This is a genomic window from Rheinheimera gaetbuli (genome assembly GCF_054781935.1).
Genome location: NZ_BAAGTL010000025.1, coordinates 45,743 through 69,007, shown reverse-complemented (window position 1 = coordinate 69,007; position 23,265 = coordinate 45,743). Strand labels below are relative to the sequence as shown.

Here is a 23,265-nt window from a genome sequence, read left to right as displayed (position 1 = left end):
TAAAAACGCCTCAATATACGAGGCGTTTTTTATAGCGCTTTTAACTGACCATCGGCAGTAACAAAGTCGGTATCGGCATTAAAACACAACACTTCACCGCTGTAAGGCTGGAAAAACTGCAGCGTTGCTGCGTGCAGTAATAGTCTGGGGGCAGCTGCCAATGCAGTTGGATGGGCATAAAACGCGTCACCTAGTATTGGGTGGCCTAAGTGCAACATATGCATGCGCAATTGATGCGAACGGCCGGTAACAGGCAGCAGTTCAACCAGCGCGCGGTCGGGCAGTTGCTGTAGCAAGCGATAATGGGTAATGGCAGCTTTACCGGTTTCAAAGCAGAGTTTTTGTCGTGGTGGGTTTGTGCTATCTGCGATAAGTGGCACATCGACAATTCCGCTGGTTTTGGCCAGCGTACCCCATACCAGCGCCAAATAGCGTTTTTTGACCAGGCGCTGGGCAAACTGCTGTTTTAGAGCCGCTTCTGCTTTGCGCCGCAGTGCAATGGCTACCACACCTGAGGTGGCTAAATCCAGCCGGTGAACTAATTGCGCTAACGGAAACGCACATTGCACCCGGCTAAGCAGACTATCGGCTAAATGCGCGCCACGCCCCGGGTTGGTCAACAAACCACTGGGTTTATTTAGCACCAGCACATCTTTATCCTGATACAGAATATCCAGTGGCTGGGTCGGCGGCTGGTAAATAAAAGAGGGCTGCATGATAAAACCGGCCAGTGATAAAGACGGCAAGCTTAGCCGATTTTTGCCTGCAGACGAAGCGCTTTTGCGGCATAATGACAGCCGTTAACACTACGGAGAGCCCTATGAGCAACAGTAACAGCACTGACGAACTGGCCATATTGCCAGCGACCAGTGAGCCCTATCAGCTGGTTTATCAAGATGATGTATTACTGGTAGTGAATAAGCCAGCGAAGCTGCTAACTGTGCCCGGGCGCCATCCGCAGAATCAGGATTGCCTTATTCGCCGGGTGCAGCGTGAGTTTCCGTTTGCTGAAGTAGTCCACCGGCTGGATTACGATACTTCGGGCTTAGTGATCCTGCCGCTGACTAAACGCGTGTTATCTGATATCAGCAAGCAGTTTCAAGCCAGAACAGTGCACAAGCATTATATTGCCGTTGTCAATGGCAAGCTGGCTAATACCCGGGGTGAGGTTAATCTGCCGCTGGCGGCAGATCCGGAGCAGCCACCGTTGTACAAGGTATGCCAGCAGACAGGTAAACCGTCGCAAACCCGCTACCAGTTGCAACGCTATGATGCAGCCACAGATCAAAGCCGGCTTAAACTGGAGCCGGTAACCGGTCGGTCACATCAGCTGCGGGTGCATATGCTGGCACTGGGGCATGTTATGTTAGGTGATACATTATATGCACCTGCTGATATCGCGGCAAAAAGCAGCCGTTTGTTATTGCACGCTGAGTATATCCGCTTTGTTCATCCGCTAAGTCGTGAGGTGCTGGAGTTTACTGTGCCTGCGCCGTTTTAATGCCAGCTTTTAACGGAAGCTATAGCTTGGCGCTAAGCCATACTAAACGTGTTTAATTAGTGCTGACCAGTGGAGCCAATGTGAGCCTGCTACAACTTTTTACAGCGTTAATGCCACTGCTTAGTGTGTTTGTTTTGCTGGTACTGCTGCGCTTACCTGCCCGGCAGGCCATGCCACTTAGCTTGGTGTGTACTGTTTTACTGGCTTATCTGGTGTGGCAGATGCCGTTGCAACAGCTTGCCGCGGCAATGGCAGAAGGGGTGGTAATTGCGCTGACAATTGTCTGGATTGTGTTTGGCGCCATCTTGCTGCTAAAAGTATTACAGCAAACCGGTGCCATTGAGGTTATTAAACAGGGTTTTAGCCAGGTAAGTAACGATAAACGTGTGCAACTGATTATTATTGCCTGGTTATTTGGTAGTTTTTTAGAGGGGGCGGCCGGTTTCGGCACCCCGGCGGCGATAGCGGCGCCGCTGTTGGTAGCGTTGGGCTTTAGCCCGCTTAGTGCTGTAGTGCTGGCGCTTATAGCTGATTCTAGTGCGGTGTCTTTTGGCGCTGTCGGCACACCGGTGTTGGTTGGCCTGGCACAGGGCGCAGCGGGTATCAGTGTGGCGGAGTTATCGCAGATTGCGATAACGGCAATCAGCATTGATATTGTTGTGGCTTCCCTATTACCGCTAATAATGGTGTTGATGTACTGCAAATTTTTTGCTGCCAACCCCAGTTGGCGCTCAGGCTTTGCCATCGCACCTTTTGCCCTGCTAAGTGGGTTGGCGTTTACCGTGCCGGCCTATATTGTGGCGGTGTTACTGGGGCCGGAGTTCCCGTCTGTGCTGGGAGCGCTTAGCGGGCTGGTTATTGTTTGCAGCCTGGCCAAGCGGGGCATTTTATTGCCTGCGGCTTTTGAGCCAGATAGCACAGCGGCAGTGCAGTGCCGCCCGCAGCCATTCGGTTTACTGTGTGCATGGTCGCCTTATCTTATCGTGGCATTATTGCTGGTGCTAAGCCGGATCCCTGACCTGCCGTTTAAAGCCTTGCTGCAAAGTGTCAGTATGGTTTGGGCTGATATTTTTGGCTCGGCCATCTCGGTAACGGTTATGCCGCTGTATTTGCCCGGGTCTTTATTTGTGCTGACGGCATTTTTGGCGCTGCTAATCCAGCGCGGTAACTTACAGCACCTGGGCGTCGCGTTGCGTCAGAGTAGCCAGATGTTATGGCCCTCGGTAGTGGCACTGTGTGCGTCGGTGCCAATGGTGAGGGTTTTTTTGCAATCTGGCGTTAATGATACTGGCCTGAAGGCTATGCCAATGGCACTGGCAGAGTTGGCGGCAATGCAATTAAGTAATATGTGGCTATTAATGGCACCGTTGGTTGGTGCGCTTGGCTCCTTTATTGCCGGCTCGGCTACTTTTTCGAACCTGATGTTTGCCAGTTTTCAACAGGCGATGGCAGCAGATGCGGGTTTAAGCTCGCAACTGGTGTTGGCGTTGCAAATGCTGGGCGCCAATGCCGGCAACATGATCTGTGTGGTAAATGTGGTGGCTGCGGCCAGCGTGGTCGGCCTCAATGGGCGTGAAGGCGAGATAATCCGCTATACGCTGCTACCTATGCTTTACTATTGTTTGGCCGCCAGCCTGGTTGCCTGGTTATTTTTTTTCTGAGCTGAGCCGCATTAGCCGTGCCAGTGCGGCAACAACCAAACCGGTGATAACACCATATAAATGTGCATCAGTGGCAACATTGGCATTAATCAGCTTGGCCAGTTGCTGATCCGGGCCTTGCCACTGCTCCCAGCCCACCTTAACAATTAACCCTGCCAGCAATAACCAGCCGGTGGTCATTTTCAGTTGAATATCTCGCAGTGCCCCCAGGGTTAACATGCTGTGCAACAAACCGGATAGCCCGACATAGACCACAATATTGGCAGAGAAACAATACAAGGCCAGGCTGATAAGCACGACACTTAGTGCCAACTGGCTATAAAGTTTTACCGCCTGATAGTAATGGCTATGCAGTAACATAGCCAACAGCAAGCCTGCCAGATTCATTGTTAAGTGCCAATGGTTGCTGTGTAGCAGATGGCCGCTGAGCAAACGCCATAACTGACCATTTCTGATAGCATCACGTTGATACTGCAGCGCCTGCTGCACAGTGTCAGGCAACAAGAATAGCAATACCAGTAGTAGTGCGAGGAATAAATAAGGCAGATGAAAGCGGCGCAGTAACATTAACGGCTTAGCCTGTAAAAAACAAAGGCCCTATGCAAAACCATCCGTGCGCTAACGTCAAGCATATTTTGCTGGCCGACGTGCAGTATTGCTGCCAGTTGATATTGATCTTAGCTGGCTATCTGGGTAGGGTGTCAGTTTGTGGTTTAACAGGAACGCCGTAGTTATGCGCTCATTTGCTTTACGCTTGCCGCTTACGCTTTTTATCGCAGCCTTAGTCACGCTATCGAGTACTTCGCTTTGGGCGCAACAAGAAACCCGTGAGCCTGAAGCCGCAACCGGTATTTACCAGCAGCAGTTGGTAACGGCAAAAAACTATATGGTATCGGCTGCGCATCCAATGGCGACGCAGGCCGGGCTCAACGTTTTAGCTAAAGGTGGTAGTGCGGTTGATGCTGCTATTGCGGTACAACTGATGCTGGGCTTGGTTGAACCGCAAAGCTCAGGCATCGGTGGCGGTGCCTTTATGTTGCATTGGCAGGCAAAACAGCAACAGTTAAGCGGCTTTGATGGCCGGGAAACCGCTCCTGAAGCTGCTGATGGCCTGTTGTTTAGTCACAACGGCGACGTCATGAACTGGCGTGATGCGTATGTTGGCGGCAAATCGGTTGGTGTACCCGGTGTTGTGGCTATGTTACATAGCGCGCATCAGCAGCATGGTAAGTTGGCCTGGGCCGAGCTGTTTAGCGATACCATTAAAGCCGCCGAGCAGGGGTTTAATGTGTCCAGCCGTACAGCGCGTCAGCTGGCAATGGGCTGGAATAAAGGCATATCGCAATTCTACGAATCTAAGCAGTATTTTTTTCCTGCCGGTAAGCCGGTAGTCGAGGGGCAACAGCTAAAGAACCCGGCTTATGCCGAAACTTTAGCCGCCATCGCCAGTAAAGGGCCAGATGCCTTTTATAAGGGCGAACTTGCCAAAGCCATTAGCGAGCGGGTGCAAAGTGCACCGGTTAACCCGGGCGCTATGACAATGGATGACCTGGCCTCGTATCGGGTGGTGCAACGTGATGCAGTGTGTATCACTTATCGGGTTTATCGGGTGTGCGGTATGGCACCACCAAGCTCCGGTGGTATTGCGGTACTGCAAATACTGGGTATATTGCAGCAGTTTGATCTGGATAAAGTTGCCCCGGGCAGTGTGCAAGCTACGCATTTGCTGGCCCAGGCTGCCAAACTGGCGTTTGCCGATCGTCAGCTTTATTTGGCTGATCCGGCTTTTGTACAGGTACCGGTTAGCGGAATGTTAGCCCCGGACTACCTGGCTTCGCGTGCAGCTTTAATTGATTTAACCAAGGCCGGCGCGCCGGTGGTTGCCGGTGTACCGCAGGGGGCTCCAGCCTTAATACCCGCTGCGTCACCGGAGCTACCTAATACCAGCCATTTTTCTATTGTTGATGCCGATGGCAATGCCGTGAGTATGACCAGTAGTATTGAAAACGTATTTGGCTCGGGCCTGATGGTGGGCGGTTTTGTACTGAACAATCAACTGACCGACTTTAGTTTAACGCCTGTACACAATGGCCACTTGGTTGCCAACCGGGTTGAGGCCAACAAGCGGCCCCGTTCTTCTATGGCACCAATGATGGTGTTTGATGCACAAGGTAAGTTGCTGCTGGTTATCGGTTCGCCAGGTGGCAGCCGCATTATTAACTATGTGGCGCAAAGTATAGTTGCCATTTTAGATTGGAAAATGGATGTACAACAAGCATTGAATTTACCGCGTATTACCCATCGCAATGACTATCTGGCACTGGAAAAGGGTACTGCACTGGCACAACAGGCCCCGATTCTGGAGGACATGGGTTACAAGGTGCAGTTGCAGGATTTAAATAGCGGTTTGCATGCCATTATGCTGTCCAGCGACGCGTTAACCGGCGCTGCTGATCCGCGTCGTGAAGGTCTGGCTGCGGGCAAGTAGTTTAACTGAGGTTTTGTATGGCAGATTTATTAGTGCAACAACAGGGCGCAGTACTTGAGCTGGGCCTTAACCGGCCAGAGAAAAAGAACGCCTTAAATCAGCAGATGTACCGTCAGTTGACTGCTGCGCTGGCACAAGCGGCTGAAGATAACTGTATTAATGTGGTGATGCTGCACGGCAGTGTTGATTGCTTTAGTGCTGGTAATGATTTACAGGATTTTCTCGGCGCAGGCGAGTTAAACAGCGAGCATCCCACTGTGCAATTTTTGTATCAACTGGCGCAGTTTAATAAACCTCTGGTAGCGGCGGTAGCGGGGTTGGCTATTGGCATTGGCACTACCGCCTTACTTCATTGCGATCTGGTGTATGCTGCAGACAATGCCCGCTTTCAGCTGCCCTTTAGCCAATTGGGTTTATGCCCGGAGGCTGGCTCCAGTATATTGTTACCGCAACTTGTTGGTTATCAGCGTGCTGCACAATATTTGCTGTTGGGCGAAGCCTTTGGCGCGGCGGAGGCACTGCAAATGGGCATGGTAAATCAGGTGGTGGACAGCAGCACTTTGTTTGAACTGGCACGCGATAAGGCGACAAAACTTGCGGCATTACCCGCTGATGCAGTGCAAAGCAGCCGGGCCTTGTTAAAACGCCATAGTAACGAGCTAACGCTGCAAACGATAGCATCTGAGCTGGTGCAATTTCAGCGGCTGCTAAGTGGTGATGCTTGTCAGCAACGTATCGCCGCGTTTTTTAAACGCTAAACGTTTAACGTTAAATTAGTCGTAAATTCAGCGGGCACTGCTGCTGAATTTATCTACTTTAACCATATGTACCAGCCAACGGCCGTTTTGCTTTACCATCTGTACATTACGAAGCTCGTCAATTTGTTTACCGTCGTGGACGCCGGTAAGTAAAATAGCGATTTCTGCCATGTCACCATATTGTTCACGCAAATTACCACCACTGCGGTTAATGCGAATTTCCACAGTATCAAACGACATGTTCATCAGGGTTCTGCCAACCTGACGCACGCTGCCATAGGATTCCATTAAATCAGCATATTTTGCCGTACTCATCTGCTTGGCTTTTTCGAGATCTTTTTCATTGTACAAGGCATGAAAGAACTGGCTGGCGTTGTATTCGGGCGTACCCCATTGCGCATTGACTGCGGGTTTGTCTTCAGCGCAGCCCAGCAGTAACAGCGGCAGTAACAATAAGCAGATAAATTTCATAACAGCGGCGTTCACAAAGGACATGTGCGAATAGTGTGGCGCTTTTTTTTTCAGCTGTAAAGTAAAGGGCTGCAAAAGCAGCCCTGAATACAATTTTTAACTATTTGATTAAGCTTGCAATTCTTGTTCAGTAAAAACTTCTGCGAACAGTGGGCTGGTTAAATAACGTTCTGCAGCACTGGCCAGAATAACCACAATGTTTTTGCCGGCATTTTCAGGCTTTAATGCTAAGCGCTGGGCTGCCACCAGGGCTGCACCAGATGAAATACCGGCCAGAATACCTTCTTCGCGCATTAAACGGTGAGCGCCGGCGATAGCTTCTTCGCTGGTGACACGTTCCACTTCATCCACCAGGGCTAAGTCGAGGTTGCCCGGAATAAAACCGGCACCAATGCCCTGAATTTTATGCGGGCCGGGTTTTATTTCTTCACCGGCTTTGGCCTGAGTGATCACTGGAGACTCTGCCGGTTCTACCGCTACGCTTAACAGTGCCAGCTTCTTCTCGTTTTTCAGATAGCGGCTAACACCGGTGATAGTGCCGCCGGTGCCGACACCAGCGACAAAAATATCCACTTTACCGTCTAAATCATTAAAAATTTCCGGCCCGGTGGTGTCAAAGTGAATTTGCGGGTTAGCCGGGTTTTCGAACTGGCCCAAAATTAAGTATTTATCAGGGTAAGACGCCTGAATTTCTTTAGCTTTTTCAATTGCGCCTTTCATACCCTTAGGGCCTTCGGTCAGCACTAAATTGGCGCCTAAAGCTTTTAACAGCTTGCGCCGCTCTAAGCTCATGGTAGCTGGCATAGTCAACGTGAGTTTATAACCACGGCTGGCAGCAACGAACGCCAAAGCGATACCGGTATTGCCCGAGGTAGGCTCGACAATTTCTTTGTCTGCCGTTAAGGTACCTTTTTTCTCGGCATCCCATATCAGCGCAGCGCCCAATCGGCACTTTACGCTGAAGCTGGGGTTACGCGCTTCAATTTTGGCGTAGACGTTAGCGCCGCCTTCAATGGTGCGGTTTAATTTGACCAGCGGGGTACGACCGATAGACAATGAGTTGTCAGCATAGACGTTTGCCATAAAAAAACTCCGTAAATGATAAATTGGTTATAAGAATACGCTGGCGTGGCAAAAATTAAAGTAGCATTTGGCTATAAGATATTACGTTTCACCACAAGAGCGCTGGGTTTAAACACTAAACATAGAGGGGACTTATGGCCTTTATAAGCACCGATAACTATATCGTGTCTGATGAACTGGCATTAGCGGTAAATGCTGCGGTAACGCTGGAAAAACCGCTACTGATAAAAGGCGAGCCGGGCACTGGTAAAACACGGCTGGCCGAAGAGTTGGCGGCAAGCTTGGGTACTGAGCTTATTCAATGGCACATAAAGTCGACCACCAAGGCGCAGCATGGCTTGTACGAGTACGATGCAGTGTCCCGCCTGCGCGACAGCCAGCTGGGCAGCGATAAGGTGCACAACATTAATAACTATATCCGGCCGGGTAAGTTGTGGCAGGCGTTCACCGCGGTTAAACGCCCGGTGCTACTGATTGATGAAATAGACAAAGCTGATATTGAATTCCCCAACGATTTGCTGCACGAACTGGATCGGATGGCGTTTTACGTGCACGAAACCGGCGAGCAGATAAGCGCGGTTGAGCGGCCAATTGTGATCATTACCTCAAATAATGAAAAAGAGCTACCGGATGCCTTTTTACGCCGCTGTTTTTTTCACTATATCCGTTTTCCGGATGCCGATACCTTGCGCGCTATTGTCGCGGTGCATTACCCGCATATTCAGCAGCAGCTGTTAAGCACGGCGTTAGAGGTGTTTTTTGAGCTGCGCGAGCTGCCGGGCTTAAAGAAAAAGCCGTCCACGTCAGAGCTGCTCGACTGGTTAAAGTTATTGCTGGCTGAAGATATTCCCGCTGAGGTATTAACCGATAAGCAGCAGAAAGGCGGGTTAATGCCGATGTTTGGTGCCTTGCTTAAAAACGAGCAGGATGTCGCCCTGGTAGAAAAACTGGCTTTTTTGGCGAAAAGGCAAGGGCGCTGAAATATGTCGTCAGTATGTGCTTTGTTCGCCGGGGTCGACTTTGGCAATCATGCCAGCGAAGGATCAGAACCTTGTTTCGGTCGGCACAGAGTGTCTGAGCGAGGGCGGCAGCCCGAACGAGTTGCTGTGACGAGCCGGGGCAAGTGTTGTGAGCCGCAGCGGCAACAATACTGCGGAGCCGGCACATGCTAATTGATTTCTTTTTTACGCTGCGCAAATACGGCTTAAAAACCAGTATTACCGAACTGCTGGACTTGCTTAATGCGCTGAAACAGCAGGTGATTTTCGCCGACACCGAAGCCTTTTATCAGCTGTCCAGGCTGTGTTTGGTAAAAGATGAAACCCAATATGATAAATTCGACCGCGCCTTTGCCGATTACTTTGAGGGGGTAGCGCAGGTAGACATCGCTGCCAGTATCCCGCCTGAGTGGCTGGTGCCGGAGGTACTGCGTAAACTCAGCGAGGAAGACAAAGCCAAACTGCAGGCATTAGGCGGGCTGGATAAACTGCTGCAAACCCTGCTTGAACGTTTGACTGAGCAGCAAAAAAAGCATAGCGGTGGCAATAAATGGATAGGCACCGGCGGTACTTCACCTTTTGGCGCTTATGGTTATAACCCGGAAGGCGTGCGTATTGGCCAGCAGGGCAGTGGTGCCCGCCGTGCGGTAAAGGTGTGGGATAAACGCGAGTTTAAAGATCTGGACACCGATAGCGAGCTTAACAACCGCAGTATTAAACTGGCACTGAAACAGCTGCGCAAATTCGCCCGCAGTGGCGCAGAGACCGAGCTGGATTTACACGGTACTATTCAGGCCACCTCAGAGCAGGCCGGATGGCTGGATTTACGCTTTGTACGCGAGCGGCACAACGCTATTAAGTTGTTGGTTTTTTTTGATGTTGGCGGCTCAATGGACGATCATATCGAGCAGTGCCAAAAGCTATTCGCAGCGGTAAAAACCGAATTTAAACACCTGGAGTTTTTCTATTTTCACAACTGCGTGTATGAAGGCGTATGGCGCGACAACAAACGTCGTTACACCGAGCAGATTAAAACAGACGATATTATTCATACCTACGGCAGCGACTATAAGCTGATATTTGTCGGTGATGCCACTATGGGGCCTTACGAGATTGAGTACCCGGGCGGCAGTGTTGAGCATTATAACGAACAGCCGGGCAAAGTATGGTTGCAGCGTCTTTTGGCGCAATATCCTAAAGCAGTGTGGCTAAACCCCCAACCACAGCCGTGGTGGGAGCACTATTATTCTATTGGCATCATTGAGCGAATCATGCAAAAACGGATGTACCCTCTAACATTGGCTGGCCTAAATGCCGCCATAAAAATGTTGTTATGATGCCCTTGCATGCTTTGTTGTGAGGCTGGACAGCGTAACAAGTGGCTTTTATCTTGGCGGGCCTAAGCTCGTCGTTTAGTAGTAAGGACAAGAGGTGACACGTCTGAACGTGGAAAACAATAACGCTATTGATTTACAGCAGCAGTTTGCTGTGCAGCCGGTATTTGATGCCAATAAAAAGCGGGTGGCGGTAGAGCTGTTATATCGCAATAAAGAGGGCGCTTCCGTACTCACTATTACTAACAGTAATGCCGCGGCGTTGGCCGTGTTGTGTCAGCAGCTTACCGATTATCTGACCCTGTATCAAACGGCACTTTTTATCCGCCTTAGTCCCGAGCTTGTTTTGTCTCAGGTGGCGTTGCCACTGGATGCAACTAAAGTGATTATTGCCTTGTCGGGGGCATTCCGGCAGACAAATAAACTGCTGGCCGCTATTGGTTACTATAAACAACAAGGCTTTCGGTTTTTATTCGATGATAACGGTAGCGATACTGGCAGTGAGGCACTGATTGCACTGGCTGATATCATCCGTATCGACATGAAACATACCAGTCTGGCAGATGCAGAACGGCACAAAGCGCTATACGGCCGGCCCGGGCTGCTGTGGCTGGCTGATAGGGTAGAAACCGATGCTCAGTTTGCCATTTGTAAAAGCTTGGGTTGTGGCTTGTTTCAGGGCTATTTTTTCCCGGATAAACTGGAAATAGCAGGCAAGAAAATTGAGCCCAGTGCATTGAAACTGGCTGATATTATCAGTTGTTTGTTTGCTGCAGATCCAGATTTAAACAAACTGGCTGAAGCGTTGCAGGATGAACCCAGTATAGTAATGGGCATGCTAAAAGTGGCGAACAGCCCGCTGTATCGTAAAGTGCGAGAAGTCAATTCAATTAAAGACGTTGTTACCCGGCTTGGGCTGGAGCTAAGTCGTAAACTGGTACTAACCTATGCCGTACTAAATGGCAATAATATGCCTGCGGCTGTGACAGTGTTAACCCGGGCTTACTGTGCGCAACGTATTGCCTTGCAGTGGCAGTTCGACAATGCCCAATGTCAGCAGTATTTTCTTGCCGGGCTGATTTCTGGTGCCGATATGCTGTTTGGTGTGTCGCCGCAGGCGTTTTTAGCCCATCTAAATGTACCAAAGCAGGTTGAAACAGCGCTGAATCACAACAGCGGCCCAATGGCTGAAGCATTAGCGCTGTTGCTGAAGATAGAACGTGGATCTGCACTTAAATTAGCGGCAGATAGTACTGAATTGCCCTATATCAGTTTGTACAACAAGGAACTTGCTGAGGTGCAGCAACGTTTGGCACAAGTGCTTTAAATGCCCGTTGCAAGGCTAACCTGTCCGAACGTAACCAGGTGCTACAGTATACTGATGCCGCACAATAGGGTAACGTAGTGTTTTGTTCGCAACAGGCAGTGTTATGTTCGATACCCTGACTCAAATTGGTTTACCGCTGGCATTAATTCTTATTATGACCGGTGTAGGCATGAGCTTGCGCCCAGCCGATTTTAGCCGGGTTTTTATAGCCCCTAAGGGTTTTCTCCTCGGTGCGCTGGCGCAACTGCTGTTGCTGCCGCTGGCTGCTGTTGCCATTATCGCCCTGTTTGGCTTGCAAGCTGAAGTGGCGATCGGCTTATTTATTTTAGCGCTGTGCCCGGGCGGTACTACCTCAAACCTTTATAGCTACCTGAGTAAGGCCGACGTTGGTTTGTCGGTGTCACTAACTGCCGTAGTAGGCTTTATTACGCCCTTTACTATTCCCCTGCTGGCAGCCTGGGCCATAGGTTTTTATGCTCAGGCTGACTCGGAGCTGCAACTGCCGCTATTTCGCACCTGGTTGACACTAATGGTGGTCAGCGTATTCCCAGTGTTAGTGGGCATGCTGCTGCGGGCAAAATGGCCAGCGTTTACAAAAATAACAGAGCCTTACATCAGCAAATTTTCGATTATTGTACTGGCGCTGTTAATTGTCAGTATCGCCGTCGATTTAGGCGATGAGCTATGGCGTTACATGGCAAAAGCCGGGCCGGCGGCCTTGGTGCTTAACCTTAGCACCATGTTGCTCGGTTATGGCCTGGCCAAATGGTTGCTGAAGCACGAAAACCAGGCCCGTACCATTTGCCTGGAGGTAGGGCTGCAAAACGGTACACTGGCGCTACTTATCACAACCGGAATTTTGCAAAACTCGGCCATGTCGATAGCACCCAGTGTTTACAGTTTGCTGATGTTCGCCAGCGCTTCGCTGTTTGCGCTATGGGCCAGGCGCAGTGTTGCTTAAAGTTAAAGCCTGTGCTGTCCTGAGGTAATGCATTCCTGCAAGCACAAAGCTGAGTATATTGTCGCTAGTTAGCTCGCTTTTAATATAAAATCGCAGATAGTGGCGGTTATCTTGCGTGCTTCCATGTAGAATGCGCGTTTAAAAGCTGGCTCAGCTTTGGTACCTCTGTAGGAAATGTAATGAAAAAGACAATCGCGTTAACGCACCCCAAGTTAATACCGGCCCGTTGGGTAGATGCTATTAAGTATGATATTAAAAAATACTTAAACAGAGAGCGTCGTAAATCGCTACCTGACGGCCAGGACTACTGGACTTTCGATTGTCGTTTTGGTGCCTCTGAAGACGTTGCCGAAACTATTTTCACCTCTGAAATCAACAAACATATTGATACTGCCGTGGCGCAAGAGCTGCCGGCGTTCTATATTGAAATTTTAGCCCGTGCCTGTAAGCATAAACCGCGCCCTGCGGCGCCCGCTGCCGATACCGCTGAAGACGACGGCGAATAACCGCAGTTTACAATGCAACGGCAACAAAACCTTTATTGACTCATTTTTTACTGTAGCTAATCTACAGAGGAACTCTTATGCAATTTTCATCTTTAGATTTGGCACCAGACTTACAGCGCGCGCTGGTTGAATGTGGCTACAGTGAAATGACCCCGGTACAGCAGCAAGCCATAGTGCCGGCGCGACGTGGCAAAGATTTACAGGTAACGGCGCAAACCGGTACCGGTAAAACCGCTGCGTTTGCTCTTCCGCTGTTACAGCGCATGCTGGACAAGCCTAAAGCCAGCGTTGAGCGCCGGCCACGGGCGTTAATCCTGACGCCAACCCGCGAACTTGCCGAGCAATTAGCGCAGGCGATAAGTGCTTATGCACAATTTTTACCGCTGAGTGTTACGGCGCTGTACGGTGGCGTAAAAATGGGCGGCCAGGCTAACAAACTGATTGCCGGCGTAGATATGGTTATTAGCACACCTGGCCGCTTGTTAGAGCATATGGCATTGGGCAATGTGATACTGAGCGATGTGGAATTTGTGGTGCTGGATGAAGCCGACCGGATGCTGGATATGGGCTTTATTACCGATGTGCTGAAGTTACTGCAAATGACCGCGACCACACGGCAAACCCTGCTGTTTTCTGCCACAACGTCACCGGCGGTGAACGAGCTGTCGCATAAAATTCTGCGTAATCATCAGCAGATCCGGGTGGCGAAAACTAATAGTACCGCAGATACGGTAAATCATGTGGTATACGAGGTAGAAGAAAGCCGAAAAATTGATTTATTTGAACAACTGTTGGCAGAGCATAACTGGTTTCAGGTGTTGGTATTTACCAGTACCAAAGAGCAGGCAGACCAACTGTTAGCTGGCTTACAAAAGCGCAAAATTGACGCAGCAGTATGTCACGCCGACAAAAGCCAGGGCGCACGCCGCCGTGCTATCGCCGAGTTTAAGTCGGCTAAATTACAGGTGCTTATTGCTACCGAAGTGGCCGCCCGCGGTTTAGATATTCAGGGGTTGGATTATGTTGTTAACTTTAATCTACCGTATTTACCAGAAGATTACGTGCACCGCATCGGTCGTACCGGCCGCGCCGGTGCTAGCGGCAATGCTATTTCCTTTGTCAGCCGTGAAGATGAACAAACCTTAGAGCGTATTCAAAAGCTGATTGGTAGCGATATCAAACGTATTGTTAAACCGGGCTTTGAAGTCAGTAATCGCGGCTCGCTGTTAAAGAGTATTTCGCGCAAGGTATTGTCAGGCCGTTCTAACAAAGCCAGCGAAACCGTAATAGAGCTGCAGGGTAACGCCAGTGCCAAGCCGAAGGCTAAATCACGCCGTACGAAATAGGGCGGCCTATCAGGAACCCTGCGTTAACCATGACGATAAAGGATGTTAAAAGCGGGCAACAGTTTGGATGTTTTCGATATGTGGATTAAGACGGAAGAATTAGCAGGTCGTTTTGTAACACTGGAGCCGCTAGCTGAGCATCATATTGAGCCGCTGCAACGGGCGGTTGCCGACGGCGAGCCTGACAAACTATGGTTTGCGCATGTGCCGGCGGCAGATCAGATGGCTGGCTATGTTACACAAGCTATTATTGCCAGCGAATGGCCGGCAGTGAAAGCCAATCTGCTAAGTAAATTGGATCGTTAAGTTAACACGAAATAGAGCTATCAGTTCGTCTGGCAGATTTAAGCATAAACACCTGTGGGTACATCTTTGATAGAGATCGAAACCAGTCGTCTGCTTATCAAACCCCTGCAACAACAGCAATGGCCGTTATTTTTGCGCTTGCACAGCGATGCGCAAATAGTGGCGTTGTGCTTTGATGTGCCGGGCGAGCGTGAGATCCGGCAGAAGTTTGCATCGCGCCTGCAGTCCTGGACGCCCGATAATGACCACTGGCTTGGTCTGGTTGTCACCGATAAAGCCAGCGGAGCTGAGCTTGGCGTAAGCGGATTTTTTTATTACAAAACGGCGTTGCCGAAGTGGGTTATCTGTTTTTACCTGAATTCTATGGTAGAGGCTATGCAGCCGAAGCGCTGCAAGGTTTGATAGATTGGGCCGGCGCCGTGCATAACATTAAGCGTTACCGTGCGGTGGTAACTGAAGGCAATGTCGCATCGGAAAAGGTATTACGCAAATGCGGCTTTGCCTTACAGCATATTGCCGCCAATGAGCACTGCATCGGCGGCAAGTACTTTGCGGACTATATTTACGTGCTGGGCACACCATGAAATGTAGTTGTCTTAGTACATCTGATTTGACACTATGCGCAGTTTCACTAAGATGAAACTATATTTTTAAGGATGCGCTAATGCCGGTGATAAGCAGGTTTTACGGGATTTTGATTGCCATGTATTTTAACGATCATAATCCGCCGCATTTCCATGCAAAATACTCTGGTTATGAAGCACTGTTTTCATTTGATGGAACCATACTAGACGGTGAGTTACCCAAAAGGGCTGCTGTGTTTGTAAAGGAGTGGATTACACTGCATCAGGATGAATTGGAACAAAACTGGCTCCGCGCCAGAGCTGGTGAACCGCTTAATTACATAGCACCATTGGAGTAATTATGTTGCACATTAAAGCTGCGAAATACGTAACTGGTTACATTATCTGGGTAGCGTTTGATGACGGGACTTCAGGTGAGGTGAATTTGGATGGTGTGTTAAAGGGGCCGGTGTTTGAACCGCTGAAAGACATCGCGATATTCCGAAAAATTGCTGTTGATCCTGAGTTGGAAACCGTTGTCTGGCCTAATGGCGCCGATTTGGCACCTGAGTTTGTCAAACAATTACACCTGAAACAAATGCAGCCGGCGTAAAAACGCCGGCTAACCCCGCTGAAACTCTCCGATAGTCTTCCGTCGTTACCAGTTCGCAGTTAACTGCAATCCCACACCATTTAAACCTGCGGTTGGTGTTACCTGCACACCATAAAACGGTTCGGCGAAATAATAGCTGGCGGCGATGCCGATTAATGCGCCGGCCAGTACGTCGCGAGTGTCGTGATGATCATTCTTTACCCGGCTGTAACCGACATAGCTTGCCAGTGCATAAGCCGGTGCACCGTATTGCCAACCGTAACGCCGCTGTAAAAACGCTGCTCCCTGAAACGCCATGGAAGTATGGCCGGAGGGGAAGGCGTCGTTGTCTGAGCCGTCGGGGCGGGTTTTGTGAATAGCGGTCTTCAGCGCCAGAGTTGTAGCTACAGTGGCGGCAAAGCTGTAGTAAAACTGCGTGCTGCCCTCAGCGTCATCCAGATACTGTGTCATGCCCCAGGCTGCAGCGGGCAGGGCAACGCGCAGCACGTCAGCAGCGGTGTCTTCTGTGTTGGCTGCCGCATGGTGCAGCGGTAACAACCATAGCAGCATGGCCGTAGCCAGATGAATACCCTTAGTCATTCAATATCCGTTAGTCGTTGCTGTTTATAATTCTAAATACTGTGGCCAGCCCAGTAACGGGTTGGTTAAGCCTTGTTTACCCTCAAAAGCATCGAGTTTTTCCGGCGAGGCATCTTTCAATTGCAACCCTTGATAGTCTTTGACAAAGTTAAGGGTACGCAGCAGTGATGGTACAAAGTGCTGGCCTAAGTCAGCTCGAATAGCATCGGCATTGGCTGGCGGTAACAGGGTAAGAGTGGCTTCAATTTGCAAAGCAAAAAAGGTGTCACTAAACCAGTGCGGTTGCAATGTTATGTTGCGCAGGCGCTGTTTTAAATCTTGCCGTACTTTATCGCCGCCGGTAAGCGCACGATAAAACACCACTTCAGCCAGCACTTCTTCTAAGCTGAAATGCTCAAACTCATCAAAGTGGCTACGGGCGTAAAACTGCTGTTGTAACAACTGCATTGATTGGCTGCGGCGATGTTCAGTCAATGCCAGCTGATATTGCTGGTAGCCATCCCAGTCTTCTGCGTCGGGTGGGGTTGAAATGCTTTGTAGTAGTTGCTCGGCGACATCACCGTACAGTGATGGCTTACCCGTTTTTTTGCTAACTGCTGCCAGCATGGTCCAGCCTTTTTGAAATGGCTTAACCAGGCCCTCTGGTGCCAAAAGCACTGTTAACGCTTGTTGTTGATCGTCTCGCGCCAGCTCCTGCAAACCCAAGCTGACAATACCAATTACGTCGTAAGCCGCTTGTTCCAGCAAGTGCATTTTGTATTTATTATAAAACTTGTCGGCAAATTTCAGACTCATCAACACGGCTTTAGCTTTAATTTGCTTTAACCCGCTGTCATCCAGTGTTGCTTCGGCCAAGGCTTTAGTAATTACCTGGGTTAAAAACGGGCCTGTGCTGCCGTCGCGTAGCATTAACTGCATGGTGTTATCCTTTTACTTCGCGGCTCAATCAAGAAAACTAAACATCTCGTCGACTTCCTGGTATTCATCGGCACTCTGGCTGTTCTTCTCTTTCGCCTGCAGTACCAGCTCTGAGGCAAACTTACTTATAATGCCTTCCCAAGCCGAGTTTTCATTGCGGATCAGGGCTTTAATGGCAGATTCTACTGTTGGTGTTAACTGGCGGATCAGGGCCAGTAAGCTGCGTGGATCGTCAAAGCCTAAGTTATGCGCTTCTTCGTTCTGACTGCGTTCGGTGTAAGCTTCGGCTTCCTCTAAATGTTCTTCGTCTTCGTACAGTTTGTCTTCCCAGTAGTTTTCATACTCGAGAATTTCACCGCGATACAGTTCGATAAACGGAATAGACAAATAAAATAACCCGGCCGGATCATCAGCAATACATTCTAATACTTCGGCCTGTTTGTCTTCGCTATCCTGGGTGCGGATTAAATAGGTTAAAAAATCAAAGGTATGCTGCTTTAGTTCTTCAGCATTGTTTTTAATTTTCTCTTCCCAATACAATGGCTGCTGGCAAACGATATCGCGAATGCGTTCCGGGCTCATCAGTTCAGACATAATGGATGGAAAGGAGATGTCGTGCTCGCTGTTAATTTGGGTCAGCGTAACGATGTCGATTTGCTCAATGACTTCAACCAGTTGCTCGTCGCTCATGGTATTGGCGATAAGCTCAAACTTTTTACTGGCTTGCTTGGGTTCAACCACGGCCAGTTGTTTAATTTCGGCCACCGCAATTTCAATTAAACTGGTAGTCATTAAACTTATTCTCCTTTAAAGCGGATTTCATCGTATTGATCGTCGTAGCCATCTTCGTCGCTGTCATCGTCAGCATCAAGGTTATCGCTGTCGTAATCACTGTGATAACTGTTGGCATCATCTTCATCATGCTCTGCAGCTGCGTCGCCATCTTCGTTGTAGGTCTCACTACCATTACGCCGTTTGGCGGTAATTTTGTCACCGCCATCCAGTAAAAACAGCACGGCGCAAGCTTCAATTAATTGCGGCTCTGAATAGGCCCTAATGGCTTTAACCAGCTCCAGGTCGGCATTATTAAACGCTACTGAAGTTTTAAACTGGTCCCAGCTTGGCGCTACAGCTTTGTCCAACCATTGCTGCCATTGCTGTTTGGCTGGCGCAGGAAACTTTACCCGGCCGTACAGTGCCATCGGTAAATATTCCGGCACCGAGTCAAGCATATCGGGGCTAGCCAGCAAAATCGCTTTCATTTTCGCGGTGAAGTTTTCCAGTGCTTTGGGCGTATCAGGATCCATATAGGATTCGATATTTTCCAGCGCGTCAGTTTGCAGTGCGCGGATGCGCGCCAAATTTAATTTTTGTGCCATAACCTGCTCTTAAGCAATAGCTTGTGCGAATAGTGTGTTATTACGAATAGTTCAATAGTACTGGTCCCACAGCTCCTGCATAGCAGCCGTGGGGTCAGTAACAATGACATTGTTAAAGTCTTTGATAAAGGCGTTACGCTGCTTTGGATCAGACAGTACCTCATAGGCCGCTTTTACCCGTTGCAGTTGTGCTGCTGCCGCATCTTTTTCATCGTCGTTTAAACCGTGTAGTTTGTCCGGATGAAACTTATTGGCCAGACGTTTATAGGCTTTTTTAATATCGTCATCGCTGGCATTGGTTTTTACACCCAGTACGCGAAAATGGTTAATCATAGGGTTTCCTGCGTAAACAAAGCGGTATTAGCCGGTGTTGTGCCAGGGGGCTGGCAAACAGCCGGTAATAATAGCAGAACGCCAGCACTTCACCTAGGTTATTCAGTACTGTTAATAAACCAGCGCGGGTCTACCGGCAGGCTAAACAGTAGCGGCGAAAACTTATTAAAATGCGCGGCATTGGCCGGGCATTGAATATTGTCGGGGTAACGTTTTTTCCAGGCATCGTTAACTAAATATACCGTGTCACCGTGCACTGCCACACCTTCAATGGCGGTTTGTACCATCTGCTCATAGGCCTGGCAGGTGCTATCTGCGGGGGTTGGCGCATAGTAGGCCATTTGCTGCACAAAGGGCGCTTGTTGTTGGCTTAAATCAATGATCCACAGCTGGTCGTCATTGCGCGCCGCAGCCACCAAATAACCGGGGTGGCCCTGTTTTTTTGCGGCTAAGTAGTCCAGGCCGTTAATCGGGTGATCTTTATTATCCGGCACCGGCAACATAAAGCCGCTGTCCTGTACCTTGACGTAGCCATCTTGCTGCCAAAACGTGTTGCTGTAAGGCGTTTTAAAAATCATCGGTGCGTTGGCGGCATTTTGCTCCAGCGCTAAATATAAGTTACCGGCATTGTCAAAGGCTAAGCCTTCAATGCCGTCATTCGGTGCATTGCCAACAGCGGCGGACTTGGGAAATTGCACCGGCCGCACTGCGGTTATTTCAGCGCGGCTTAGCTTGCGGTCGGTTTCAATTTTAACCAGTAAGGTGGGGAAATCAGTAGAGTGGGTGGTGCCGTATTTTGCTTTGCAATCTGCAGTTAACTGCACAAAGGATGAGTCTTCGGTAACGCTGATAAACACGGTATCGTCTGCTCTGTCCCATGTCAGCGATTCAAAATCAGCGTATTTGCTAAACAGCTCGCCAAAGCAGCCATTTAGTACCCGCTCTGATACTGTAATGTTAAGCGGCTCAGCGTTAAGCTGAGCAGTATTAGGGTTTATTCGCAGCAATTTATTGCGCATAGGCTCTGCAGCGCTGTTATCCCCCAAGTGAATAAGCTCACCATGGCGCCAGGTAAAACCGGAGCTTTGCGGATCGGTTAAGGTGTTGCCTTGTTTATCGGTTATCCATTTACCGGCAACTGGCTGGCTGGTAGCAAATGTGCCGGCGGCGAACAATACACTGATTAAGTACAGGCTGGCTTTCATAGGTATGCTTCATCATTGGTAATTAAGGCTATTTTGCCAGCCAAAGATGACAAATTAAACCCTGATCGGTTTAGCACCGGTTATGGCAGGTTTAATTGCCGCCCACCATCCAGGCCGATAACTTTGCCGGTTATATAGTGACTGTTTAGCAGATACATTACCGTGTTGCTAAGCTCTGCGGCGCCGGGTTCAACCTGCAACAAAGACTTTTGTAATGCTTTTGCGCGGTAACTGGCTTCATCGTGGTCATTAAACAGCAGCAGCGCCGGGGCAATAGCATTTACTTTAACTTTAGGTGCCAGCGCGCGGGCAAAGCTGCAGGTTAAATTTTCCAGCGCCGCTTTAGAGGCTGCATAAGCCATATGTTTGCTGCTGCCGACACCGGCGACAAAATCGGTTAAATGAATAATGTCAGTTACGCTGTCATGGGCTTGCAATAACGGCGTAAAAGCGCGATTGAGCAAATACGGCGCTCTGGCGTGGACTGCTTGCATAGCATCGTACACAGCTGCATCAGCCGCTAAGGCTGCGTAGCTACTGTCACTGAGCGGCAGGTCTTTTTTCCAGTCTGATGCGTTGTGAATTAGTCCGCGTAAGCTACCCAATTGCTGTTTCATGCTATCGATAAAATTGGCCAGCGCGTTTTGGTCGGTAATGTCCAACTGTATACAGCGCGCGCCTGCATCTCTGAGTTGTTGCAGGCCGGGCTTTTCACTGCGGTAGGTGGCAATAATCTGATACCCGGCATGTTGTAGTGTAAGTGCGCAGTGCAGCCCCAGGCGCTGTGCAGCGCCGGTAATAATAATGTTGTTTTCCATCAAAGAAGTTCCTGATACGGGCTGCTAAGCTTGCAGCTGTAACTGTTACGTGACATCAGTGCTTTGGTTTGGTTTTACAGGTGAAAAACCAGACTAAACCAATTCGTCTTAGTATCAGTAAACAATAATATAACTAAAAGTGTTGCGCCGCTAATTGCAGCAGTAACTAGGCTCAACGGCAACTAAGCGCAATACTAAGATCGATAGTAAGTGCAGTAGTAGATCAACATTAAACAACATCAGAGGCAACAACAATGACCAATAGCAGAAGACGTTTTTTAAAACTGTCCGCCGGTGGCGTAGTGGGTTTAAGTATGGGTGGGATCAGCTTAAAAGCTTTTGCCGCTGAACAAGTCGATCCTGACAGCCCGCAGGCAAAAGCCTTGCAATATGTGCATAAGTCGGCCAAAGACGGCCAAAACTGCGCCAACTGTGCACTGATCCAAGGCGCTGATGGCGAAGCATGGCGGCCATGTGGTATTTTTCCGGGCAAAGTGGTTGCCAGTGAAGGCTGGTGCGCCGCCTGGGCGAAAAAACCAGGCTAAACTGATACAAACAGGCCCGCTTAAGCGGGCCTGTTTGTATCTGCAAGTGCCTTAACACTCGATAATATTGACTGCCAAACCACCACGCGAGGTTTCTTTATACTTGGTTTGCATATCTTTACCGGTATCCCACATGGTTTTAATCACTTTATCCAGCGACACCTTTTGATCACCGCTACCGCGCAGCGCCAAACGTGACGCGTTAATGGCTTTAATCGAGCCCATGGCATTGCGCTCGATACAAGGTACCTGTACTAAACCACCCACCGGGTCACAGGTCAGGCCGAGGTTATGTTCCATGCCAATTTCTGCGGCGTTTTCGACATGCAGCGGGGTACCGCCCTGAATTTCGGTTAACGCGGCGGCGGCCATAGAGCAGGCAACGCCGACTTCGCCCTGACAACCGACTTCAGCACCAGAGATAGAGGCATTTTTCTTATATAAAATGCCGATAGCCGCCGCGGTTAACAGGTACTGCACGGCGATATCCGGCGTAACCGGCTGAATAAATTTATCGTAGTACATCAGTACTGCCGGAATAATACCGGCGGCGCCGTTAGTCGGGGCGGTAACCACACGGCCACCGGCGGCGTTTTCTTCATTTACCGCCAGCGCAAACAGGTTTACCCAGTCCATTACCTGCAGTGGGTCACTGCTTTTTTCGGCCATCAGCTTTTTATACAGCGCCGGGGCGCGGCGTTTTACTTTTAACCCACCCGGCAGTATGCCTTCGGTTTTAATGCCACGCTCAATACAGGCACGCATGGTAAGCCAGATATTATTCAGCTCGTCGGTTATTTGCGCCGGGCTGCGCAATACTTTTTCGTTCTCCAGCATTAAACCGGCTATAGATAAACCGTGCTCTTTACACAGGGCTAACAGTTCGGCGCCAGACTCAAACGGAAACGGTGGCGGGTTGTCTGCAGCAAATTGACTGGCCGCTTCTTTTTCTTTGGCAAAATCTTCCGCTTTGACAATAAAACCGCCGCCGATAGAGAAGTACACATCGCTGAGTACGATGTTTTTCTCTTTATCATAGGCAATTAGCTCCATGCCGTTGGAGTGCTCTTTTAAGGTTTTACGCCGGTGAAATACAATAGCGCCTTCGCGCGGGAAATTAACCGGCTTTACCTTGGCCAGGCGAATTTGCTGCTCGTCATTAACTTGCTTTAACAAGCCGGGTACGGCATCAGGATCAACCGTTTCCGGCAGGTAGCCCGCCAGGCCTAAAATAACCGCTTTGCCAGTACCGTGGCCAATGCCGGTTTGGCCTAATGAGCCAAACAGTTCTACTTTTACGCCGGTAACGCTGTCGAGCAGGTTTTTGTCGGTTAAATCGTCGGTAAATTTTTTCGCTGCCCGCATCGGGCCTACGGTATGCGAACTGGACGGCCCTATGCCGATGCTAAACATATCAAATGCGCTGATAATCATAATTAATTCTGTTTGGTTGTTATCAAAGTTGCACCATTGTAGCCCAAGCCGCGCTGTTCTGTAAGTCGGTTGGTAACTGGTCGGTGTTTATTACAGATGAGAAAAACTAATGGGTAGCAATAGCCCGCTACTGCATTC

28 protein-coding genes are annotated in these 23,265 nt (G+C 49.5%); 16 read left to right on the top strand and 12 right to left on the bottom strand.

The window, feature by feature from the left end; translation table 11 throughout:
* Positions 1-29: 29 nt before the first annotated feature.
* Positions 30-716, bottom strand: coding sequence for a pseudouridine synthase (locus tag ACYVIC_RS15445; protein WP_460861410.1), 687 nt, complete (start codon positions 714-716; stop codon positions 30-32).
* A 104-nt stretch (positions 717-820) separates the two neighbouring features.
* Here ACYVIC_RS15445 and ACYVIC_RS15440 point away from each other — a divergent pair, with 104 nt between their 5' ends.
* The gene (locus tag ACYVIC_RS15440; RefSeq protein WP_460861409.1) at positions 821-1,501 is read left to right on the top strand and encodes an RluA family pseudouridine synthase; all 681 of its coding nucleotides are present in this window, start codon (positions 821-823) and stop codon (positions 1,499-1,501) included.
* A gap of 80 nt (positions 1,502-1,581) precedes the next feature.
* Complete coding sequence (locus ACYVIC_RS15435) at positions 1,582-3,162, top strand: L-lactate permease (RefSeq protein ID WP_460861407.1); 1,581 nt, start codon at positions 1,582-1,584, stop codon at positions 3,160-3,162.
* On the opposite strand, the gene rrtA is transcribed toward ACYVIC_RS15435, so the two are convergent.
* Positions 3,148-3,729, bottom strand: a complete 582-nt coding sequence (gene rrtA, locus ACYVIC_RS15430; protein WP_460861405.1) for a rhombosortase — start codon at positions 3,727-3,729, stop codon at positions 3,148-3,150. The genes ACYVIC_RS15435 and rrtA overlap by 15 nt on opposite strands.
* Positions 3,730-3,895: 166 nt before the next feature.
* On the opposite strand from rrtA, the gene ggt reads away from it, so the two are divergent.
* Together ggt and ACYVIC_RS15420 are read left to right on the top strand one after the other, a co-directional pair.
* Entirely contained in the window at positions 3,896-5,650 is a 1,755-nt protein-coding gene (gene ggt, locus ACYVIC_RS15425) for a gamma-glutamyltransferase (RefSeq protein WP_460861403.1), read from the top strand.
* A 17-nt stretch (positions 5,651-5,667) separates the two neighbouring features.
* The gene (locus ACYVIC_RS15420; protein ID WP_460861402.1) at positions 5,668-6,408 is read left to right on the top strand and encodes an enoyl-CoA hydratase-related protein; all 741 of its coding nucleotides are present in this window, start codon (positions 5,668-5,670) and stop codon (positions 6,406-6,408) included.
* A gap of 27 nt (positions 6,409-6,435) precedes the next feature.
* On the opposite strand, the gene ACYVIC_RS15415 is transcribed toward ACYVIC_RS15420, so the two are convergent.
* The gene (locus ACYVIC_RS15415; protein WP_460861400.1) at positions 6,436-6,879 is read right to left on the bottom strand and encodes a hypothetical protein; all 444 of its coding nucleotides are present in this window, start codon (positions 6,877-6,879) and stop codon (positions 6,436-6,438) included.
* Between the two features lie 108 nt (positions 6,880-6,987).
* Positions 6,988-7,962 carry a cysteine synthase A gene (gene cysK, locus ACYVIC_RS15410; RefSeq protein ID WP_460861398.1) on the bottom strand — a complete coding sequence of 325 codons (975 nt, stop codon included), beginning with the start codon at positions 7,960-7,962 and terminating at the stop codon, positions 6,988-6,990.
* 134 nt (positions 7,963-8,096) lie between these two features.
* Here cysK and ACYVIC_RS15405 point away from each other — a divergent pair, with 134 nt between their 5' ends.
* The 11 genes from ACYVIC_RS15405 to ACYVIC_RS15355 all read left to right on the top strand — a co-directional run bounded on the left by ACYVIC_RS15405 (position 8,097) and on the right by ACYVIC_RS15355 (position 15,916).
* Positions 8,097-8,942: an AAA family ATPase gene (locus ACYVIC_RS15405; RefSeq protein WP_460861396.1), complete on the top strand. Its 846-nt coding sequence runs from the start codon at positions 8,097-8,099 to the stop codon at positions 8,940-8,942.
* A gap of 185 nt (positions 8,943-9,127) precedes the next feature.
* On the top strand, positions 9,128-10,297 hold the full coding sequence (locus ACYVIC_RS15400) for a vWA domain-containing protein (protein WP_460861394.1): 1,170 nt from the start codon (positions 9,128-9,130) through the stop codon (positions 10,295-10,297).
* Positions 10,298-10,391: 94 nt separating this feature from the next.
* Positions 10,392-11,621 carry an EAL and HDOD domain-containing protein gene (locus ACYVIC_RS15395; RefSeq protein WP_460861392.1) on the top strand — a complete coding sequence of 410 codons (1,230 nt, stop codon included), beginning with the start codon at positions 10,392-10,394 and terminating at the stop codon, positions 11,619-11,621.
* Positions 11,622-11,724: 103 nt separating this feature from the next.
* Positions 11,725-12,582, top strand: coding sequence for a bile acid:sodium symporter family protein (locus tag ACYVIC_RS15390; protein WP_460861390.1), 858 nt, complete (start codon positions 11,725-11,727; stop codon positions 12,580-12,582).
* A 179-nt stretch (positions 12,583-12,761) separates the two neighbouring features.
* Positions 12,762-13,088 (top strand): DUF6172 family protein, encoded by a 327-nt coding sequence (locus ACYVIC_RS15385; RefSeq protein ID WP_460861389.1) that lies wholly within the window; start codon positions 12,762-12,764, stop codon positions 13,086-13,088.
* Positions 13,089-13,165: 77 nt separating this feature from the next.
* A complete protein-coding gene (locus ACYVIC_RS15380; protein WP_460861388.1) occupies positions 13,166-14,434 on the top strand; it encodes a DEAD/DEAH box helicase in 1,269 nt (422 codons plus the stop codon).
* A gap of 78 nt (positions 14,435-14,512) precedes the next feature.
* Complete coding sequence (locus tag ACYVIC_RS15375; protein ID WP_460861386.1) at positions 14,513-14,740, top strand: hypothetical protein; 228 nt, start codon at positions 14,513-14,515, stop codon at positions 14,738-14,740.
* Positions 14,741-14,806: 66 nt separating this feature from the next.
* A complete protein-coding gene (locus ACYVIC_RS15370) occupies positions 14,807-15,142 on the top strand; it encodes a GNAT family N-acetyltransferase (RefSeq protein WP_460861384.1) in 336 nt (111 codons plus the stop codon).
* Complete coding sequence (locus ACYVIC_RS15365) at positions 15,076-15,324, top strand: GNAT family N-acetyltransferase (RefSeq protein WP_460861382.1); 249 nt, start codon at positions 15,076-15,078, stop codon at positions 15,322-15,324. The genes ACYVIC_RS15370 and ACYVIC_RS15365 overlap by 67 nt, the downstream gene beginning before the upstream one ends.
* Positions 15,325-15,404: 80 nt before the next feature.
* A complete protein-coding gene (locus ACYVIC_RS15360) occupies positions 15,405-15,662 on the top strand; it encodes a DUF4160 domain-containing protein (protein ID WP_460861381.1) in 258 nt (85 codons plus the stop codon).
* A gap of 2 nt (positions 15,663-15,664) precedes the next feature.
* Positions 15,665-15,916: a DUF2442 domain-containing protein gene (locus ACYVIC_RS15355; RefSeq protein ID WP_460861379.1), complete on the top strand. Its 252-nt coding sequence runs from the start codon at positions 15,665-15,667 to the stop codon at positions 15,914-15,916.
* Between the two features lie 45 nt (positions 15,917-15,961).
* On the opposite strand, the gene ACYVIC_RS15350 is transcribed toward ACYVIC_RS15355, so the two are convergent.
* The 7 genes from ACYVIC_RS15350 to folM all read right to left on the bottom strand — a co-directional run bounded on the left by ACYVIC_RS15350 (position 15,962) and on the right by folM (position 21,148).
* Entirely contained in the window at positions 15,962-16,495 is a 534-nt protein-coding gene (locus ACYVIC_RS15350; RefSeq protein WP_460861377.1) for a phosphatase PAP2 family protein, read from the bottom strand.
* Positions 16,496-16,519: 24 nt separating this feature from the next.
* Positions 16,520-17,413: a cold adaptation protein AtcC gene (atcC, locus tag ACYVIC_RS15345; protein ID WP_460861376.1), complete on the bottom strand. Its 894-nt coding sequence runs from the start codon at positions 17,411-17,413 to the stop codon at positions 16,520-16,522.
* Between the two features lie 24 nt (positions 17,414-17,437).
* Positions 17,438-18,205: a cold adaptation protein AtcB gene (gene atcB / locus ACYVIC_RS15340; protein ID WP_460861374.1), complete on the bottom strand. Its 768-nt coding sequence runs from the start codon at positions 18,203-18,205 to the stop codon at positions 17,438-17,440.
* Positions 18,206-18,210: 5 nt separating this feature from the next.
* Complete coding sequence (gene atcA / locus ACYVIC_RS15335) at positions 18,211-18,792, bottom strand: cold adaptation protein AtcA (RefSeq protein WP_460861372.1); 582 nt, start codon at positions 18,790-18,792, stop codon at positions 18,211-18,213.
* A 51-nt stretch (positions 18,793-18,843) separates the two neighbouring features.
* Complete coding sequence (gene atcJ / locus ACYVIC_RS15330) at positions 18,844-19,125, bottom strand: cold adaptation protein ActJcold adaptation protein ActJ (RefSeq protein ID WP_460861370.1); 282 nt, start codon at positions 19,123-19,125, stop codon at positions 18,844-18,846.
* 98 nt (positions 19,126-19,223) lie between these two features.
* A complete protein-coding gene (locus tag ACYVIC_RS15325; protein WP_460861368.1) occupies positions 19,224-20,330 on the bottom strand; it encodes an esterase-like activity of phytase family protein in 1,107 nt (368 codons plus the stop codon).
* A gap of 80 nt (positions 20,331-20,410) precedes the next feature.
* Positions 20,411-21,148 (bottom strand): dihydromonapterin reductase, encoded by a 738-nt coding sequence (gene folM / locus ACYVIC_RS15320; RefSeq protein ID WP_460861366.1) that lies wholly within the window; start codon positions 21,146-21,148, stop codon positions 20,411-20,413.
* Between the two features lie 254 nt (positions 21,149-21,402).
* On the opposite strand from folM, the gene ACYVIC_RS15315 reads away from it, so the two are divergent.
* Entirely contained in the window at positions 21,403-21,693 is a 291-nt protein-coding gene (locus ACYVIC_RS15315; protein WP_460861364.1) for a high-potential iron-sulfur protein, read from the top strand.
* Between the two features lie 51 nt (positions 21,694-21,744).
* On the opposite strand, the gene ACYVIC_RS15310 is transcribed toward ACYVIC_RS15315, so the two are convergent.
* Complete coding sequence (locus tag ACYVIC_RS15310; RefSeq protein WP_460861362.1) at positions 21,745-23,127, bottom strand: L-serine ammonia-lyase; 1,383 nt, start codon at positions 23,125-23,127, stop codon at positions 21,745-21,747.
* Positions 23,128-23,265: the final 138 nt, after the last annotated feature.

Bases quoted from the DNA above. Each gene is read 5' to 3' on its own strand.
- ACYVIC_RS15445 (WP_460861410.1), bottom strand. From the start codon at position 716: ATGCAGCCCTCTTTTATTTACCAGCCGCCGACCCAGCCACTGGATATT.
- ACYVIC_RS15440 (WP_460861409.1), top strand. From the start codon at position 821: ATGAGCAACAGTAACAGCACTGACGAACTGGCCATATTGCCAGCGACC.
- rrtA (WP_460861405.1), bottom strand. From the start codon at position 3,729: ATGTTACTGCGCCGCTTTCATCTGCCTTATTTATTCCTCGCACTACTA.
- ggt (WP_460861403.1), top strand. From the start codon at position 3,896: ATGCGCTCATTTGCTTTACGCTTGCCGCTTACGCTTTTTATCGCAGCC.
- ACYVIC_RS15420 (WP_460861402.1), top strand. From the start codon at position 5,668: ATGGCAGATTTATTAGTGCAACAACAGGGCGCAGTACTTGAGCTGGGC.
- ACYVIC_RS15415 (WP_460861400.1), bottom strand. From the start codon at position 6,879: ATGAAATTTATCTGCTTATTGTTACTGCCGCTGTTACTGCTGGGCTGC.
- cysK (WP_460861398.1), bottom strand. From the start codon at position 7,962: ATGGCAAACGTCTATGCTGACAACTCATTGTCTATCGGTCGTACCCCG.
- ACYVIC_RS15405 (WP_460861396.1), top strand. From the start codon at position 8,097: ATGGCCTTTATAAGCACCGATAACTATATCGTGTCTGATGAACTGGCA.
- ACYVIC_RS15400 (WP_460861394.1), top strand. From the start codon at position 9,128: ATGCTAATTGATTTCTTTTTTACGCTGCGCAAATACGGCTTAAAAACC.
- ACYVIC_RS15390 (WP_460861390.1), top strand. From the start codon at position 11,725: ATGTTCGATACCCTGACTCAAATTGGTTTACCGCTGGCATTAATTCTT.
- ACYVIC_RS15385 (WP_460861389.1), top strand. From the start codon at position 12,762: ATGAAAAAGACAATCGCGTTAACGCACCCCAAGTTAATACCGGCCCGT.
- ACYVIC_RS15380 (WP_460861388.1), top strand. From the start codon at position 13,166: ATGCAATTTTCATCTTTAGATTTGGCACCAGACTTACAGCGCGCGCTG.
- ACYVIC_RS15375 (WP_460861386.1), top strand. From the start codon at position 14,513: ATGTGGATTAAGACGGAAGAATTAGCAGGTCGTTTTGTAACACTGGAG.
- ACYVIC_RS15360 (WP_460861381.1), top strand. From the start codon at position 15,405: ATGCCGGTGATAAGCAGGTTTTACGGGATTTTGATTGCCATGTATTTT.
- ACYVIC_RS15355 (WP_460861379.1), top strand. From the start codon at position 15,665: ATGTTGCACATTAAAGCTGCGAAATACGTAACTGGTTACATTATCTGG.
- ACYVIC_RS15350 (WP_460861377.1), bottom strand. From the start codon at position 16,495: ATGACTAAGGGTATTCATCTGGCTACGGCCATGCTGCTATGGTTGTTA.
- atcC (WP_460861376.1), bottom strand. From the start codon at position 17,413: ATGCAGTTAATGCTACGCGACGGCAGCACAGGCCCGTTTTTAACCCAG.
- atcB (WP_460861374.1), bottom strand. From the start codon at position 18,205: ATGACTACCAGTTTAATTGAAATTGCGGTGGCCGAAATTAAACAACTG.
- atcA (WP_460861372.1), bottom strand. From the start codon at position 18,792: ATGGCACAAAAATTAAATTTGGCGCGCATCCGCGCACTGCAAACTGAC.
- atcJ (WP_460861370.1), bottom strand. From the start codon at position 19,125: ATGATTAACCATTTTCGCGTACTGGGTGTAAAAACCAATGCCAGCGAT.
- ACYVIC_RS15325 (WP_460861368.1), bottom strand. From the start codon at position 20,330: ATGAAAGCCAGCCTGTACTTAATCAGTGTATTGTTCGCCGCCGGCACA.
- folM (WP_460861366.1), bottom strand. From the start codon at position 21,148: ATGGAAAACAACATTATTATTACCGGCGCTGCACAGCGCCTGGGGCTG.
- ACYVIC_RS15315 (WP_460861364.1), top strand. From the start codon at position 21,403: ATGACCAATAGCAGAAGACGTTTTTTAAAACTGTCCGCCGGTGGCGTA.
- ACYVIC_RS15310 (WP_460861362.1), bottom strand. From the start codon at position 23,127: ATGATTATCAGCGCATTTGATATGTTTAGCATCGGCATAGGGCCGTCC.